The 14,788-nt window shown below is 71.1% G+C and carries 16 protein-coding genes and 1 pseudogene; 8 read left to right on the top strand and 9 right to left on the bottom strand.

Annotation, left to right across the window (positions count from 1 at the left end; genetic code table 11):
• Positions 1-97 precede the first annotated feature (97 nt).
• Together HHL28_RS13090 and rsmD are read left to right on the top strand one after the other, a co-directional pair.
• Positions 98-1,672 (top strand): pseudouridine synthase, encoded by a 1,575-nt coding sequence (locus tag HHL28_RS13090; protein WP_404326928.1) that lies wholly within the window; start codon positions 98-100, stop codon positions 1,670-1,672.
• Positions 1,653-2,219: a 16S rRNA (guanine(966)-N(2))-methyltransferase RsmD gene (gene rsmD, locus HHL28_RS13085; RefSeq protein ID WP_075771667.1), complete on the top strand. Its 567-nt coding sequence runs from the start codon at positions 1,653-1,655 to the stop codon at positions 2,217-2,219. The genes HHL28_RS13090 and rsmD overlap by 20 nt, the downstream gene beginning before the upstream one ends.
• A gap of 42 nt (positions 2,220-2,261) precedes the next feature.
• Here rsmD and HHL28_RS13080 read toward each other — a convergent pair whose 3' ends face one another.
• Positions 2,262-2,720, bottom strand: a complete 459-nt coding sequence (locus HHL28_RS13080) for a hypothetical protein (RefSeq protein ID WP_075771668.1) — start codon at positions 2,718-2,720, stop codon at positions 2,262-2,264.
• 174 nt (positions 2,721-2,894) lie between these two features.
• Between HHL28_RS13080 and HHL28_RS13075 the strand changes: the two genes are divergently transcribed.
• The gene (locus HHL28_RS13075; protein WP_075771669.1) at positions 2,895-3,338 is read left to right on the top strand and encodes a hypothetical protein; all 444 of its coding nucleotides are present in this window, start codon (positions 2,895-2,897) and stop codon (positions 3,336-3,338) included.
• 1 nt (position 3,339) lies between these two features.
• On the opposite strand, the pseudogene mutL reads toward HHL28_RS13075, so the two are convergent.
• Positions 3,340-5,231, bottom strand: a pseudogene (gene mutL / locus HHL28_RS13070) (DNA mismatch repair endonuclease MutL).
• A 407-nt stretch (positions 5,232-5,638) separates the two neighbouring features.
• Here mutL and HHL28_RS13065 point away from each other — a divergent pair.
• Positions 5,639-5,902, top strand: a complete 264-nt coding sequence (locus HHL28_RS13065; RefSeq protein WP_075771670.1) for a type II toxin-antitoxin system Phd/YefM family antitoxin — start codon at positions 5,639-5,641, stop codon at positions 5,900-5,902.
• Between the two features lie 12 nt (positions 5,903-5,914).
• Positions 5,915-6,358, top strand: a complete 444-nt coding sequence (locus HHL28_RS13060) for a type II toxin-antitoxin system VapC family toxin (protein WP_169655256.1) — start codon at positions 5,915-5,917, stop codon at positions 6,356-6,358.
• A gap of 123 nt (positions 6,359-6,481) precedes the next feature.
• Here the strand turns inward: HHL28_RS13060 and HHL28_RS13055 are convergent, their stop codons facing one another.
• The 4 genes from HHL28_RS13055 to HHL28_RS13040 form a co-directional block, all read right to left on the bottom strand.
• A complete protein-coding gene (locus HHL28_RS13055; RefSeq protein WP_404325717.1) occupies positions 6,482-7,771 on the bottom strand; it encodes a pentapeptide repeat-containing protein in 1,290 nt (429 codons plus the stop codon).
• A 426-nt stretch (positions 7,772-8,197) separates the two neighbouring features.
• A complete protein-coding gene (gene pgi, locus HHL28_RS13050; protein WP_075771672.1) occupies positions 8,198-9,832 on the bottom strand; it encodes a glucose-6-phosphate isomerase in 1,635 nt (544 codons plus the stop codon).
• A 238-nt stretch (positions 9,833-10,070) separates the two neighbouring features.
• The gene (locus HHL28_RS13045; protein WP_075771673.1) at positions 10,071-10,592 is read right to left on the bottom strand and encodes a pyridoxamine 5'-phosphate oxidase family protein; all 522 of its coding nucleotides are present in this window, start codon (positions 10,590-10,592) and stop codon (positions 10,071-10,073) included.
• 371 nt (positions 10,593-10,963) lie between these two features.
• Positions 10,964-11,311, bottom strand: a complete 348-nt coding sequence (locus tag HHL28_RS13040) for a dodecin family protein (RefSeq protein ID WP_404325715.1) — start codon at positions 11,309-11,311, stop codon at positions 10,964-10,966.
• A 118-nt stretch (positions 11,312-11,429) separates the two neighbouring features.
• Between HHL28_RS13040 and HHL28_RS13035 the strand changes: the two genes are divergently transcribed.
• Genes HHL28_RS13035 through HHL28_RS13025 form a run of 3 tightly spaced genes read left to right on the top strand, consistent with a single transcriptional unit; the run spans position 11,430 to position 12,887 of the window.
• Complete coding sequence (locus HHL28_RS13035; RefSeq protein ID WP_404326926.1) at positions 11,430-11,864, top strand: nucleoside deaminase; 435 nt, start codon at positions 11,430-11,432, stop codon at positions 11,862-11,864.
• A gap of 59 nt (positions 11,865-11,923) precedes the next feature.
• Positions 11,924-12,232 (top strand): autorepressor SdpR family transcription factor, encoded by a 309-nt coding sequence (locus tag HHL28_RS13030; protein WP_075771675.1) that lies wholly within the window; start codon positions 11,924-11,926, stop codon positions 12,230-12,232.
• Positions 12,222-12,887, top strand: a complete 666-nt coding sequence (locus HHL28_RS13025; RefSeq protein ID WP_083699193.1) for an SdpI family protein — start codon at positions 12,222-12,224, stop codon at positions 12,885-12,887. Before HHL28_RS13030 ends, HHL28_RS13025 begins: the two co-directional genes overlap by 11 nt.
• Positions 12,888-12,896: 9 nt before the next feature.
• Here the strand turns inward: HHL28_RS13025 and HHL28_RS13020 are convergent, their stop codons facing one another.
• The 3 genes from HHL28_RS13020 to HHL28_RS13010 form a co-directional block, all read right to left on the bottom strand.
• A complete protein-coding gene (locus HHL28_RS13020) occupies positions 12,897-13,340 on the bottom strand; it encodes a hypothetical protein (RefSeq protein WP_169655254.1) in 444 nt (147 codons plus the stop codon).
• Between the two features lie 64 nt (positions 13,341-13,404).
• Entirely contained in the window at positions 13,405-13,908 is a 504-nt protein-coding gene (locus HHL28_RS13015) for a hypothetical protein (RefSeq protein WP_075771678.1), read from the bottom strand.
• A 139-nt stretch (positions 13,909-14,047) separates the two neighbouring features.
• Positions 14,048-14,722 (bottom strand): RT0821/Lpp0805 family surface protein, encoded by a 675-nt coding sequence (locus HHL28_RS13010; protein ID WP_075771679.1) that lies wholly within the window; start codon positions 14,720-14,722, stop codon positions 14,048-14,050.
• Positions 14,723-14,788: the final 66 nt, after the last annotated feature.

The raw sequence follows: 14,788 nt of genomic DNA, 5'->3' as shown, positions 1-14,788 counted from the left end.
ACAGTCCCGCGCCATGCCGACAGACGATTCTCCCAAGCCTTTCGACCCGCTCGCCACCCCCGCCGGGGAAGGTGTCGACGATCCCAATGCGGAACGCATTGCAAAACGCCTTGCCCGAAGCGGCGTCTGCTCCCGCCGTGATGCGGAACGCCTGATCGGGGAGGGGCGCGTCGCCGTCAACGGCAGGCGCTTGGACACGCCCGCCTTCCTGGTACGCCCCGGTGACCGCATCACCGTGGACAACCATGTGGTGCCGGACCCGGAGCCCAGCCGCGTCTGGCGCTACCACAAGCCCGACGGCTTGGTGACCACCGCCCGGGACGAGCTGGGCCGCCCCACCGTGTTCGAGCGGCTGCCGCCGGAGATGCCGCGCGTGGTCTCCGTCGGCCGGCTGGACCTGTCGTCGGAAGGGCTGCTGCTGCTGACCAACGATGGCGAGCTGGCCCGCCACCTGGAGCTGCCCGCCACCGGCTGGCTGCGGCGCTACCGGGTCCGCGTCTTCGGCACGCCCTCCGCCGACCATCTGAAGCGGCTCGCCGACGGGCTGGTGGTGGACGGCGTGGCCTATGGCAGCATCGAGGCCACGGTGGACCGCACCGTCGGCCACAATTCCTGGCTTACCGTCGGCCTGCGCGAGGGCAAGAACCGCGAGGTCCGGACGGTCATGGAGTATCTGGGCTTCCCCGTCAGCCGGCTGATCCGCACCGCCTACGGCCCGTTCCAGTTGGGCAAGCTGGAACGCGGGGCGGTGGAAGAGGTGCCGCGCCGCATCCTGCGCGACCAGCTCCCTGCGTTCTTCCCCAAGGAGGACCGCACCCGGGAGGCGGCTATCAGCGGCGCCTCCGCCCCCATCATGCGCTATGACCGGCTGCCCGCCAGCAAGGCCGCGGGGGCCGCCCCGTCCGCCACCAAGGGCGGCGCCCGTCCCTCCGCCCGCATCGCCCGGGAGTCGGCGGAGCGGTTCCTGCGCGGCGAACCGCGGCGGGAGGCGGCACCCGACCGCCCCCGTCCCCCCCGGCATGAGGAGCGCGCGGCCCGCCCCGTGGAGCAGGCGCCCGCGGCGCCCCGCGCCGGCCGCCCCTTGACCCCGGCGGAGGAGCGGGCCAAGCGCATGGCGGAGGAGATGGACCGCGCGCTGGACGGCCTGCGCGACGATGAGGATGAGGGCAAGCCACGCCGCCGGCCCGCGGCGCGCCGTCCCGCCGCCGCACCCCCGGAAGCCCCGGCCCGCACGGGTGCCAAGCCCTTCCCGGCCCGTGGCCGCGCCGAAGGGGCCGGGCCCCAGGGCGACCGTCGTCCGGCCCGGCCGCGGGCCGAGCAGCCGGCCGACCGGCAGGATCGCGGCTTCCAGGCCCGTGGCGACCGCCCGGCGCGGGGTGAGCCCCGCCCGGCCCGTGACGGTGACCGGCCTTCCCGCCCGAGCCGCGCCGGTGAGGATGCCCGGCCGTCCCGGCGGCGGGAGGAGGGTGGTTTCGAGGGGCGTGCGCCCCGGCGTGAGGGTGGTCCCGCTGACGCGCCCAAGCCGGCGCGCCCGGCCCGTGGGGCGAACAGCCGCTCGGCCAAGAGCGGCCCGCGGCCCAGCCGGCCGCAGCCGCCACAGGACAAGGGTCCGGGCGGCTCTGGCCCGACGCGACGCGGACCTGGGGGCAAGGGTGCGGATCGTCGGCGGTAAGCACCGGGGCCGCAGGCTGGAGGCGCCGCCGGGACTGGACGTGCGCCCCACCAGCGACCGCACCCGGGAAAGCCTGTTCAACATCCTGGCCCATGGCGACTGGGCCGCGGACGACGGCGACGTGATCGACGGGGCCGTGGTGCTGGACGCCTTCTGCGGCACCGGGGCCCTGGCGCTGGAGGCCCTGTCCCGTGGTGCGGGCAGCGCCCTGCTGCTGGACCGCTCCCGCGCTTCCCTCGACGCCGCCCGCCGAAATGCCGCCGTCCTGGGGGAAGAGGGGCGCTGCCGCTTCGTCCTGGGCGACGCCACCAAGCCCCAGCCGGCCCCGGCTGCCGCGACCCTGGCCTTCCTGGACCCACCCTACGCCCAGGATTTGGTTCCCGCCGCCCTCACCGCCCTGGCGTCCCGCGGCTGGCTGGCCGCCGGCTGCCTCTGCGTGGCGGAGGTGGGCGAACGCGACCCGCTGGCGGCCCCGGCGGGGTTCGAGTTGCTGGAGGAACGGGCGTACGGGAAGACCCGGGTGGGGTTCCTGCGCCATCTGGGCTGACGGGCCGGCCCGCTGGCGCGGGACCGGCCCTGCCGGACCCCCTTACCCGCCGCTGCCGGTCGTGGTTGCCTGGGCGGTGCGGCTGTCGCCGTCGGCGCAGACGACGCCCACCTTGACCCAGCCGCCATCGGCGCTGGTGGGGGCGTTGCCGCTGTCGGCCACCATCTCCTTGCGGACCACCCAGCGGTCGCCGGCATCCTCGGCCCAGGTGCGGAAGCCCTGGAGCGGGCCGGGTCCTTGCGTCATGCCGAAGGCCAGGGGCGTGGCATAGACCTGGGGCGACTGCCCGGTGGGGCATTCCGGCTTCGGCACCTCGGTGCCCGGCCGCACCCAGTCCAGGATGCGGTAGACGCGGTCCTCCGGCCGGATGGCCACGCCGTCGTCCAGGGCGGACTTGGTGGCGGGGACGCTCGGGTCCGATGCCGGGCCCGTGTCCTGGGCCAGGGCAGGCAAGGCGAGGCCGGCGGCAAGGGCCAGGCCGGCAACCATGGTCTTGATCATTCGGCTGTATCCTCTGTCGTGACAGCCCCCGACAGCCAACACGCGCAGGGGTGGCAGGGTTCCACGCCAGGGAGGCCAAGGGCGGTGCCGCCCGTTGCCCGAAGGGACGGCCCCGGCTATGCTGGACTCGCCCAAAAGGGCTGCCTCCATCGTCAAAACGACCAAGGAGCCGTCATGACCAGCATCGCCGCCGCACCCGCACCCGCGCCTGCCGCAGAGGCGCGCCGCAGCGAAGTCACCCCCGGCCGGGATCGCCAGGCCCTCGCGTCCGCCATCGCCGACGCGGAGGAGCGCATCCAGGCCCTGCGGGAGAAGATCCCCAAACTGGAGGAAGCGGTCCGCCAAGCCAGGGGGCCGGACGTGCCCAAACTCCAGATGGAGTTGGACAAGGCCCGCCGCGAACTGAAGGCACAGGAAGCCAGGCGCGACCAGTTCAAAGCCCAGCTCGCCGCCGCCGGGGGCAGCGACGCGGACGTGGCCAGGGAGGAGATGAAGCGCCGGCCCGTGGACGCGGCAGGCGATGCGAAGCGGGCCAAGGAGGCGCAGGAGGCCGCCACGGCCAAGAAAGGCCCCAGTGACCCGGTGCAGGGCCGCAAGACCGTCGACATCAAGACCTGAGTCAGCGCCGCCCGAACAGCCGCTCGATGTCGGACAGCTTCAGCTCCACATAGGTGGGGCGGCCGTGGTTGCACTGGCCGCTATGGGGCGTGGCCTCCATCTGGCGGAGGAGGGCGTTCATCTCCTCCATGTTCATGGGCCGGCCGGCGCGGACCGAGCCGTGGCAGGCCATGCGGCTGCAGATGGCCTCCAGCTTCTCCTTCAGGGCGTGGGCGTCGCCCAGTTCGGCCAACTCGTCCGCCATGTCCTGGACCAGGCCGCGGACGTCGGCCCGGCCGCCCAGCAGGGCCGGCACCTCCCGCACCACCACGGCCCCGGTGCCGAAGGGTTCCAGGGCCAGGCCCAGTTCCGCCAGCTCGTCCGACCGCTCGGCCAGGCGTTCGGCGTCGGCGGGGTCCAGCTCCACCACCTCCGGGATCAGCAGGAGCTGGCGCTTGACCACGCCGGACAGAAGGTCCTGCTTCACCTTCTCATAGACCAGCCGCTCATGCGCCGCGTGCTGGTCCACGATGACGATGCCGTCCGCCGTCTGGGCCACGATGTAGGTGGCGTGGAGCTGGGCGCGGGCGGCGCCCAGGGGGAAGCGCTGGGCATCGCCCTGGGGGGCGTCGGCGGGCAGCTCCGCCCTTGCCTGGGGGGCGAAGGTCTCATCCGCGGCCGGGGCGCCATAGGCGGGCGGGGCGTAGGTGCCGGGGCGGACGCCGATGGGCGCCTGGAAGGCCACCGCCGCCTCTGCCAGGGCGCGGGGCGGCGGGGTGGGCCCGTGGTGCTGCTGGCCCGGCGGGGGATAGGCGGGGCGCTGGGGTTGCCAGAGCAGGCCGGTGGCAGCGGGGGCAACCTTGGGCACCAGACTGGTGAGGGTGTCCTCCGCCACCGTGGTGCTGGCCCGGTGGCCGGCGGCGGCCAGGGCGTGCTTGATGGCGCCGACGATCAGGCCGCGCACCAGGGCCTGGTCGCGGAAGCGCACCTCCGTCTTCGCCGGGTGGACGTTCACGTCCACGTCCACCGGGTCGATGTCCAGGAACAGGGCCAGGACGGGGTGGCGGTCGCGGGCCAGGAAGTCCGCATAGGCGCCGCGCACGGCCCCAACCAGCAGCTTGTCCTTCACCGGCCGGCCGTTGACGAACAAATACTGCCCGGCCGAGGTGGGCTTGTTGTAGGTGGGCAGCCCCACATGGCCCGACAGGCGCACGCCCTGGCGTTCGGCGTTGATGGGCAGGGCATTGTCTTGGAACTCCCGGCCTAAGATGGCGCCCAGGCGTGCCAGGCGGGCCTGCTCCCCCTCCCCGGAACAGGCGGGCAGTCGCACCGGGGTGCGGCCATCCTCCGTCAGGGTGAAGGCAACCTGCGGGTGGGCCATGGCGAGGCGCTCCACCACGTCCACCGCATGCTCACACTCCCGCCGGCTGCCCTTCAGGAACTTCAGGCGGGCGGGGGTGGCGTAGAACAGGTCCCGCACCTCCACCCGCGTGCCCACCCCGCCGGCGGCGGGGCCGACGAGGCCCTTGGCCCCCCTTCCACCGTGATGCAGGAGGCATGGTCGGCGTCTGCCGTGCGGCTGGTGATGGTCAGGCGGCTGACGGCGCCGATGCTGGGCAGCGCTTCCCCCCGGAAGCCCAGGGTGCGGATGTGGGTCAGGTCGTCGTCTGGGAGCTTCGAAGTGGCGTGCCGTTCCACCGCCACGGCCAGTTGTTCCGGCCCCATGCCGTGGCCATCGTCCGCCACGCAGATCAGGGCCTTGCCGCCGTCCCGCAAGGACACCTCGACCCGGCGGGCGCCCGCGTCAAGGGCATTCTCCACCAGCTCCTTCACGGCCGCGGCCGGCCGCTCCACCACCTCGCCGGCGGCGATCTGGTTCACCAGGGTGTCAGGCAGGCGACGGATCATGCGCATGCCCCACATTTAGCAGCAGTTGGGCCTGCTTGCCAGGGGAGGGGCCAGGGATTGTGCGTCGGTCCGTTGGCCTGCCTTGAGGTGACCATGGGAGACCTTAACGAGACTAAAGTGACCTAAAGGTGACGCTTAAGGCGACGGGTGTCTCCTTCCACAGGACTGAAAACGCTGGGGAAAGTGGCTTAAGGAGACAAAGGTGACCGGTTCCGCTTCGTGTCACCTTAAGGGCCCGATGGGTGGGGTGCGGGTGCCCGGTGGTGATGGGTGTTCAGGATGTCCAAGAGCCGGGCGCAGGCGCCTGACTGGGAGTGTGGCATGGAATAGGATCAAAGTCAGCAAACATCAAACCTGTACATGATGTACATCGTCCCCTATCTTTGTCGGGTGGCTGCACCTGGGAGGCAGGGATGATGCGGACGTGGCAGGTGAACGAGGCGCGAGCCCACATGCGGGATTTGCTGGACGCAGCCGAGGACGCGCCGCAACGTGTGACGCGGAATGGCCGGCCTTATGTCGTCATCAGCGAAGAGGAATGGAACCGGGTCAGCCGTCCTCCGCGCCGGAAAGGCCTTGGGAGCTTCCTGGCAGAGTGTCCCATTACCCCGGATCTTCTGCCACCCCGGCGACCTGCGCGGGTGCTGCGTGATCCCCTGCTCCCTGACCAGGAGTAAGCATTCTTGTACTTGCTCGACACCAACATCATCGGGCGTTGCGCCCCAGGGGGGCGGGACCAGAACGAGGGCTTGATCCGTTGGCTTGACCGTCACACCGACGACTGTTTCATCAGCGTGATCACAGTAGCGGAGCTTCAACACGGGGCTGCCTATGCCGAAGCGCAGGGGCATGCGCGCGTGGCCCGGGCCTTGAAGGGATGGATCAGCGGCCTGTTACAGGAATTCGGGGACCGCATCCTGCACCTGTCTGCCGCCGTGGCGTTGGGCACTGGGGAGAAGCTGGCACAAGCCAGGAAGGCCGGGCATGAGCCGCAATTCGAGGATGCGGCCATAGCGGCAACGGCCCAAGTTCATGGCCTGACGGTGCTGACAGCGAACACCCGCCACTTCCTGCCGTTTGATGTGCCGATCCTGAACCCGGACGGGGAGGAACTGCCGGAGCGGGGACCATGAACCCGCTTGTGACGGGTGTAGCCATCTTTCCGCCAAGCCCGCTGCCGCCCATTGGCAGGACGGCCTTCCCAAGGGCCCCGGGTCAAGCCCGGGCTGACATCAGGTGATTGGCAGGACGGGGCCCTATGGCTTCGCGGGGGGCCAGCCGATGACGTCGGTGAGTTGGTCCTTGCGGAGCTTGGCGCCGGAGAGTTTGGCGTTGGTCAGGTCGGCCTCACGCAGGTCGGCGTCAGCCAAGTTGGCGTAGGACAGGTCGGCGCCGGCCAGGTTGGCCTTGCGCAGGCGGCTGCCGGACAGGTCGGCGTAGCGCAGGGCAGCACCCGCCAGCTCGGCCCGGACGACGCGGGTGTCGTCGATCTTCAGGAAGGACAGGTTGGCGCCCTTCAGGTCGGCGTTGTTCAGCCGGGTGGCGGCCAGGTTGGCGCCGCGCAGGTCCGCCCCGGCCAGCGTGGCGGTGCGCAGGTCGGCCCTTTGCAATTGGGCGACCTGGAGCTGGGCCGCCGTCAGGTCCACCCCGTACAGCACCGCCTCCACCGCCATCAGCCGGGTCAGGCAGGCGTGGGACAGGGCGTGGGTGCCGCGCAGATCGATGCCGTCCAGGCGGAGGGGCATGCCCTCCTGCCCGGCGCTGCCCACCCAGAGGGCGTGGAGCTTCACCAGCTCCTCCAGCGGGCGGGGCAGGCTGTCCAGGGGCTTGCCGGCGGGCTTGTCGGTCAAGGCGCCGGCCAGGTCGGCCCCGCCCAGCTCCGTCAATGTCAGGGTGGCGCCGGTCAGCACCGCGCCCTTCAGGCTGGCGCCGCGCACGTCGGCGCCGGACATGTCCGCCCCTTCCAGGATGGCCCCGTCCAGGGTGGCGTTGCGCAGGTTCGCCCGCACCAGCTTGGTGCCGCGCATCACCGCGTCGGTGAAATCCGTGTGCATGGCGATGGTGCCGGACAGGCGGGCCTGGGACAGGTTGGCGTTGGCCAGCTTCGCCCCTTCCATGTCCGACGGGGTGGTGCCGCCGTCGGCCTGGATCACGCGCAGGGTGCCGTCCTTTTCCCGTGCGGCGATAGAGCCGTCGCGCAGGTCGGCGTTCACCAGGGTGGCACCGGTCAGGTCCGCCCCGCGCAGGCAGGCGCCGCGCAAATCCGCCTTCACCAGGGAGGCGCCCTGGAAGTCGGCCTGGCGCAGGTCGCAGCCGAACAGGGTGGCGCAGTCCAGGGTCGCCCCGGCCAGCTTGGTGCCCTTCAGCACGCTGCCGGTGAAGTCCGCATGGGCCAGGTCGCGGCCGGTCAGGTCCAGGCCCGACAAATCATAGAAGGACAGCACCGCCCGGGCCCCGCCCATGCGGGCGTTGCGGAACATCTCGTGCCGCCGCACGATCTGGTCCAACTGCTCCTGCGTCACCCGGTAGAGCGGGCGGGGGTCCAAGATGCGCGCTCCTCGGGCCGGTGGTCCCAAGGATCATGCCGGAAGCGGACCTGTCCTGGCAATGCCGGGCGGCTTTGGAGCGATCGAGGTGGTCGGACTTGGGGCGGCGTGGGGCCGTTCAACACGGACGACACGGACGCCGCTTCGCGGACACGGACAGACACGGACGGGGCTTGGGGAGGCCGTGGTGCTTACCCAAAGACCACCTGCCGCGGCGAAGCCGCAGAAATCCAAAGATCCCAGGAATGCCTGCAACTTTCAGCGGGAGGCATCATTGCGGCTACGCCGCGGGTGCCGGGTGCCACCGTACGGCCTCACAGCTGTCCGTGCTTGTCCGTGTGCCGCGAAGCGGCGTCCGTGTCGTCCGTGTTGACGGCACCAGAGCCAGCCCCAAGCCGAACCGCCTCGTCCCAGACGATACCCCGGTCACCCACCCCGGATCGCCGCCACCAGCCCCGCCGTGGACGCGTCGTGGTCCTTGGCCGGGCCGCCTTCCAGTTCCGGCAGGATGGCTTTGGCCAGTTGCTTGCCCAGCTCCACGCCCCATTGGTCGAAGCTGTTGATGTTCCAGATCACGCCCTGGACGAAGACCTTGTGCTCATACAGCGCGATCAGCATGCCCAGGGTGCGGGGGTCCAGCTGGTCCGCCAGGATCATGTTGGTGGGGCGGTTGCCGGGGAAGACCTTGTGGGGCAGCAGGGCCTCGAGCGCCGGGCCGGACTTGCCCTCGGAGGTCAGCTCGGCGCGGACCTCGTCTTGGGTCTTGCCGCGCATCAGGGCCTCGGCCTGGGCCAGGATGTTGGACAGCAGGATGGGGTGGTGGCGGCCCACCGGGTTCTGGGTCTTCACGGGGGCGATGAAGTCGCAGGGGATCAGGTGGGTGCCCTGGTGGATCAGCTGGTAGAAGGCGTGCTGGCCGTTGGTGCCGGGTTCGCCGAAGATGATGGGGCCGGTGGCGTAGTCGACGGGGTTGCCGTCCCGGTCCACGCCCTTGCCGTTGCTCTCCATATCCAACTGCTGGAGGTAAGCGGGGAAGCGGGCCAGGTACTGGTCATAGGGCAGGACTGCCTGGGCGCAGGCGCCCCAGAAGTTGCCGTACCAGACGCCCAGCAGGCCCAGGATGACGGGCATGTTCCGGTCCAGCGGGGCGGTGCGGAAATGCTCGTCCATCGCATGCCCGCCGGCCAGGAACTCGGCGAAGGCCTCCGGCCCCACCATCAGGGCGATGGGCAGGCCGATGGCGGACCACAGGCTGTAGCGGCCGCCCACCCAGTCCCAGAAGCCGAACATGTTGGCAGGGTCGATGCCGAACTTGCGCACCTCCCCCTCATTGGTGGAGACGGCGACGAAGTGCTTGGCGATGTCCGCCTCACTGCCGCCCTTCTCCAGGAACCAGGACCGGGCGGTGTGGGCGTTGGTCAGGGTTTCCTGCGTGGTGAAGGTCTTGGAGGCGACGATGAACAGGGTCGTCTCCGGGTCCACCTGCTTCAACGCCTCCGCGATGTGGGTGCCGTCCACGTTGGAGACGAAATGGGCCCGCAGGCGCGGGTGGTGCCAGGGGGTCAGGGCCTGGGTGGCCATGACGGGGCCCAGGTCGGACCCGCCGATGCCGATGTTGACGATGTCGGTGATGGGCTTGCCGGTGCGGCCCAGCCACTGCCCGTCCCGCACCCGGCGGCAGAAATCATACATCCGGTCCAGCACGGCGTGGACGTCCGGCACCACGTCCTGCCCGTCCACCTCGATCCGCCGGCCCTTGGGCGCGCGCAGGGCCACATGCAGGACGGCGCGGTCCTCCGTGGTGTTGATCCGCGCGCCGGAGAACAGCCGGTCGCGCCAGCCCTCCAGGTCCCGCGACCGGGCGAGGTCCAGCAACAGGGACATCGTCTCCCCCGTCACGCGGTTCTTGGCATAGTCCAGCAGCAGGCCAGGCACCCGGACGGAGAAACGGTCGAACCGGCCGGGGTCCTGGGCGAACAGGTCCCGCAGGCTCACGCCCTCCATGGCTTGGCGGTGCGCGGCGAGCGCCTTCCAGGCGGGGGAGGCGGTGAGGGCAGACATGCGGGGGCTCCGGTCTCAGGGCGGCGGACCGTGAATTGATAGCACGGCGCGGACGGTGCTCAAGCGCGCACAGGGTCTATCGAGGGGGGTAGGGCGGGATGCCTGCCGTGCCGTAAAGGCTTGAGGCGTAACGTGACAGGGGGTGCGGTAGGTCGGGGTGACCATCGGGAACCCCGACACTTCCCGGTGCCGTCGGTCGTCGGGGTTCGGCTTGCGCCTCACCCCGACCTGCGGGGCGTTACGCCCGGCCGCGGAAGTCCAGCTTCTCATTGTCGCCGGGGTGCGGGGGCTCCCCGGTCAAGGCGGCCTTGGCGTAGCCGTACAGGTGCACCATTGTGCTGGACGGGCTGTCCCAATATTCCGCCAGCTCCACGTCCACCGCCAGCACGGCGATGTCCGGGTCGTCGGTCCCCTTGGGGAACCAGGTGCGCATGGGCTCCTTCCACAGCTCCTTCACCAGGGCCTTGTCCTGCACCAGCCGGCCGCGGCCGGAGACGGAGACATAGTCCTGGCTGTTCGGCTTGGCGTAGGCGAGGCCGATGTGGCTGTCCTGGCGCACCTCCTCCACCTTGTGGGCGGAGGCGCGGGTGAAGAAGTACAGCGCGCCGTCGAACTTGTCCTGCAGGCACCACATGGGCCGGGCGCGCAGATGGCCGCCGTCCAGCGTGGTCATCATGGCGATGTCGATCTCACGGATCATGTCCCACAGCTTGGCGGTCTTCGGGTCGGCCGAGGGATCGGGGATGGCCGAACTGGCCATGGCACACTCCTGTCTTGCCGGAAGGAATGGCCTTGCAACAGGAGGGGGTGGGTGGGGGTTCCTGGGGGTGTTGTGCTTGCCAGGAACCGTGCCGGTTTGGATGCCGGTCGGCACCGGTGCGGTGTTCGGGGAAAACGGAATTAAACGGATCAGAACGGATGGAAACGGAAATTGGCCTTACCCGGAGGCCGGCAGCCTTTTTGGTTGCAAGTATTGCGCCGCAGGCGCGGAGAATTATTTCGGCGTTCGTTGATTTTATTAGAAGGCTTGAGATTTTATCCGTTCAATCCGCTTTGATCCGTTCAAATCCGTTTTCCCCAAACACATAACCGCTTGACCGATGGCCAGGGAAAACTCTCCCCGAACTTTCCTCACGCCCGCGGCGTGCCGGGGGTGTCGGGGCGGTAGCCGACCTTCACGCCGACCATCCAGCGGCCCACCTTGCCGTCGGCGACGCTGCCGCGCAGCTCGGTCAGCTCGAACCAGTCCACGCCGGGGACCAGGCTGGTGGCACGGGCCAGGGCGTTCTCGATGGCGTCGGGCAGGCTCTCGGCCGAGGTGGCGACCAGGTGCAGGGTGCGGTAGGTGCCGGTGGCCTCGTCCGCCAGGCCGGGGATGCCGGCGGGCGGGGTGGGGATCTGGCCCAGGGTGATCGGGTCGGCGTTCGGGGGGATGAGACGCGACATGGGCGGGGCCTGCGGTTCCGGGCGTTCGGTCATGGGGTCAGTTTCTCACACCCCGGCCGGGGGATGCCTTCGCGCGGAAGCGGCAGGGCTTGACGCGGAGGGGGTGGCGGCGCAGCCTCCGCGCGCCATGACCGACACGCCCACCACCCCCATGGACATCGCCTTTGCCGAGGCCCGCGCCGCCGCCGCGCGGGGGGAGGTGCCGGTGGGCGCCGTGGTGGTGGACCCGGGCACGGGGGCCGTGCTGGCCCGGGCCGGGAACCGGACGGAGGAACTGGCCGACCCCACCGCCCACGCGGAGGTGCTGGCCATCCGGGAAGCCTGCCAAGCGCTGGGGGAGCCGCGGCTGCCGGGGCTGGACCTGTATGTGACGCTGGAGCCCTGCGCCCTGTGCGCCGCGGCCATCAGCTTCGCCCGGCTGCGGCGGGTCTATTTCGGCGCCTACGACCCCAAGGGCGGCGGTGTGGACCATGGGCCCCGCTTCTTCCACCAACCCACCTGCCACCATGCGCCGGAGGTCTATGGCGGGCTGCGGGAGGGGGAGGCGGCCGACCTGCTGCGGGGGTTCTTCCGGGAGCGGCGGTAGGGTCCGGCCTGATACCGATGGTTCTTGACTATATTTCGGTATTTGGCAAAATAGCGAACATGAACCTGGTCTTCAAAGCCCTGGCCGACCCGACGCGGCGGCGCATCCTGGAACTGCTGCGGGAGCGGGAGATGACCGCCGGCGAGCTGGCGGAGCATTTCAGCCTCGCCAAGCCTACCCTGTCCGGCCACTTCGCCGTGCTGCGGGAGGCGGACCTGGTGGAGGCGGAGAAGCACGGCACGAGCATCACCTACCGGCTGAAGCTGTCCGTGCTGGAGGAGGCGCTGCTGGCGTTGGCGGGGGTGATGGGGATCGGGCTGGCGGAGAAGGGTACGGACGGGAAGAAGGGGAAAGGGCATGCGACCTGAGAGGATCCCGCTGGTGGGCGGACTGGTCCTGGCCGCCATGTTCGGCAGCGCCGCGGTGGCTTATGACGCGCTGCCGGCGGACACGCTGTTGCCGGTCCATTACGGGCTGGACGGCCAGCCGGACCGCTGGGGCAAGCCGGGCCTCGCCCTGTTCGCCATGCCGCTGAGCGCCCTGATCGTCTGGGCCGCCGCCCTGGTCATCCCCTTCATCGAGCCGAGGGAGGAGAACCGGGAGCGCTCGGCCAAGCCGACGGCGACCATCATCCTGGCCACCATGGGGCTGCTGGCCGCCATCCACGCCGTCACCCTGGCGAACGCCTTCGGCGTGGATCTGGACATGGGTGCGGTGGTGATGACGGGGCTGGGCCTGCTGTTCGCCATCGTGGGCAACCTGCTGGGCAAGCTGCGGCCCACCTTCACCGTGGGCATCCGCACGCCCTGGACCCTGTCGGACGACCGGGTCTGGGACAAGACCCACCGGGCCACGGGGCGGGTCTATGTGGCGGTGGGGCTGGCGGTGGCCGCCATGGGGCTGGGCGCCGTGCCGGAGGGTTGGCGGGTGCCGGGGATGCTGCTGGCCCTGGTGGTGGTGATCGGCTTCCCCCTCACCCTGTCGTGGGGGCTCTGGCGGCAGGCGCGCCGGACAGGCGGGTAAGGCCGCGGGTCAGGGCTTCAGCGGCGGGGGGCCGTCCGCGCGTTCCCGCTGGCGGCGCTCCACCTCCTCGGTGGGCAGGACGACGGTGCGCTTGCCATATTCGGGCTGGTCAGCGCAGGTGCGCGGGCCGTCATAGGCGCGGCCGGCCAGGTAGCCCACCGTGCTGCCGGTGGCGAGGCCGAGGACGGCGTTGCCCAGCTTGGACCAGCCGTCCCCGTCACCGATGACAAGGCCCGCCGCCACGCCGGCGGCGGCGCCCAGGGCCGTGCCCACATCCACGCCGGTGGTGCTGCGGCCCGTGCAGGGCGGGGGCAGGGGCGGGCTGTTGGCGGCGGCGATCTGTTCCCGGTCGGCCTGGGCGATGGGGCCGCGGGGGCCGGGGTGGGCGGCAGCAGGGTGAAGGTGTTGACGGTCTCCGCCTTGGCAGGGGCGGGCTTGCCGTCCGGCGCGCACAGGGCGGGCGGGGCGGCCAGCAGCAGGCCGCCCAGGGCGAGGGCCAGGGTCGGCCCCCGGCGCATCACTTCCGCCAGAAGTCGAGCGGCGCGCCCACCGAGGGCAGGCCGCCGATGTTGCCGCCATAGCGGTAACGCAGGTACGACTCGTTGTAGGCCAGCCGCGGCGTGCCGCCATAACCCCAGCCATAGTAGCTGTTGGCGATGCTGGGCTGGAACGCGTCGTTGTCGTAATAGCCGACGCCGTCACCCAGGTAGCGGGAGGCGCGGTCACGGGCGTTGGGGTTGCCGACGGTGCCCTGGCCGGTGACGGAGAAGCGGACGCCGCTGCTGCCGTCGCTGCCGCCATAGACATCCAGTTCCCGCGGGGTGGCGGCCATGGCCAGCGCCCGCTGGTCGCTCAACAGGGCGGGGCCGCCCTGGGCCATGGCGGCGGCCCGCTCTCCCGGCAGGGGGGCGCGGTCGATGCGCTGGAAGGTGTTGTAGGCCTTCTCCGCCGCGACCGCGGGCACGGCACCGGCGAGGCCGGCGGCGAGGGCGAGCAGGACGGCGGTGCGGGTGGGCGACATGCGAACGCTCCCAACGGGACGGGGCCAAACCATTCCCTGAAAGGTCGCCCCTCCCGCCGCCTTCGTCAAGGGGGAGGGGCCTTTCGTTCTCCCTCGGGTGCCGGGGCGCCCCCGAAGGATCGGGGTCGCCCTTGCCCCGTCAGCCGACGATGCGCCAAGTGCCGTCGGGTTGGCGGCAGGCGGTGCCGGTCACCGTCTCTGCCCGGCCGCCGATGGTGGCGCGGCTCTTGTATTCCCGGCAATAACGGCCGGGCTCGGGCTCATAGGTGCGGACGGGGGTGACCTGGTAGCGGGCGCCGTTGTCCGGGTTGTTCCAGACGACGGGCTGGCCGGTGGGCGCCCGCTCCAGCGCCTGGGTCAGGCAGCCCTGGTCGGCGGCATCCAACTGGCCCTGCACGGCGTTGCCCAGCACGGCGCCCAGCAGCACGCCGGCGGCGGTCATGGCCACCTTGCCGTCGCCCTTGCCGAACTGGCTGCCCGCCAGGCCGCCGGCGATGGCGCCCAGCACCGTGCCCACATTGGCCTGGACGAGGCCGCGGTCGCAGCGGCCCTGCTCGATCCCCACGGGCAGGCCGTAGAAGGCGGGCAGGCCGGCGGCGAGCTGCGGCGGGCGCTCCACCTCGCGGATGATGACGGTGCGGCGGTCGTCATCGTCCTTGTGCTTGTGCTTGTGCTTCTCCTCCTTCGCCCGGTGGCCGTGCGCCGGGGCCCAGGGGGGCGGGTCGGCATAGGCCGCTGCCGTGGGGCCGAGGGCGAGCAGGCCGGCCAGGGCGGCGGTGGCCACGGTGGCAGGCAGGGTGTGGCGGAACTTCATCGGTTCGCTCGTTCGGTCGTTGGTCGAGGCTCTCTCCAGGGGCAGGCTCGCCCCCGATCACGGCCA

The organism is Aerophototrophica crusticola, from assembly GCF_012913305.1.
In the GTDB taxonomy this organism is placed as follows: domain Bacteria; phylum Pseudomonadota; class Alphaproteobacteria; order Azospirillales; family Azospirillaceae; genus Niveispirillum; species Niveispirillum crusticola.
This window is presented reverse-complemented; position numbering and strand designations above follow the sequence as displayed.

What these genes read in the sequence shown, in the direction of transcription:
- HHL28_RS13075 (WP_075771669.1), top strand. Translation starts at nt 2,895, where the DNA reads ATGACCAGCATCGCCGCCGCACCCGCACCCGCGCCTGCCGCAGAGGCG.
- HHL28_RS13065 (WP_075771670.1), top strand. Translation starts at nt 5,639, where the DNA reads ATGATGCGGACGTGGCAGGTGAACGAGGCGCGAGCCCACATGCGGGAT.
- HHL28_RS13080 (WP_075771668.1), bottom strand. Translation starts at nt 2,720, where the DNA reads ATGATCAAGACCATGGTTGCCGGCCTGGCCCTTGCCGCCGGCCTCGCC.
- HHL28_RS13015 (WP_075771678.1), bottom strand. Translation starts at nt 13,908, where the DNA reads ATGTCGCCCACCCGCACCGCCGTCCTGCTCGCCCTCGCCGCCGGCCTC.
- HHL28_RS13010 (WP_075771679.1), bottom strand. Translation starts at nt 14,722, where the DNA reads ATGAAGTTCCGCCACACCCTGCCTGCCACCGTGGCCACCGCCGCCCTG.
- HHL28_RS13040 (WP_404325715.1), bottom strand. Translation starts at nt 11,311, where the DNA reads ATGACCGAACGCCCGGAACCGCAGGCCCCGCCCATGTCGCGTCTCATC.
- HHL28_RS13025 (WP_083699193.1), top strand. Translation starts at nt 12,222, where the DNA reads ATGCGACCTGAGAGGATCCCGCTGGTGGGCGGACTGGTCCTGGCCGCC.
- HHL28_RS13030 (WP_075771675.1), top strand. Translation starts at nt 11,924, where the DNA reads ATGAACCTGGTCTTCAAAGCCCTGGCCGACCCGACGCGGCGGCGCATC.
- HHL28_RS13035 (WP_404326926.1), top strand. Translation starts at nt 11,430, where the DNA reads ATGGACATCGCCTTTGCCGAGGCCCGCGCCGCCGCCGCGCGGGGGGAG.
- HHL28_RS13045 (WP_075771673.1), bottom strand. Translation starts at nt 10,592, where the DNA reads ATGGCCAGTTCGGCCATCCCCGATCCCTCGGCCGACCCGAAGACCGCC.
- pgi (WP_075771672.1), bottom strand. Translation starts at nt 9,832, where the DNA reads ATGTCTGCCCTCACCGCCTCCCCCGCCTGGAAGGCGCTCGCCGCGCAC.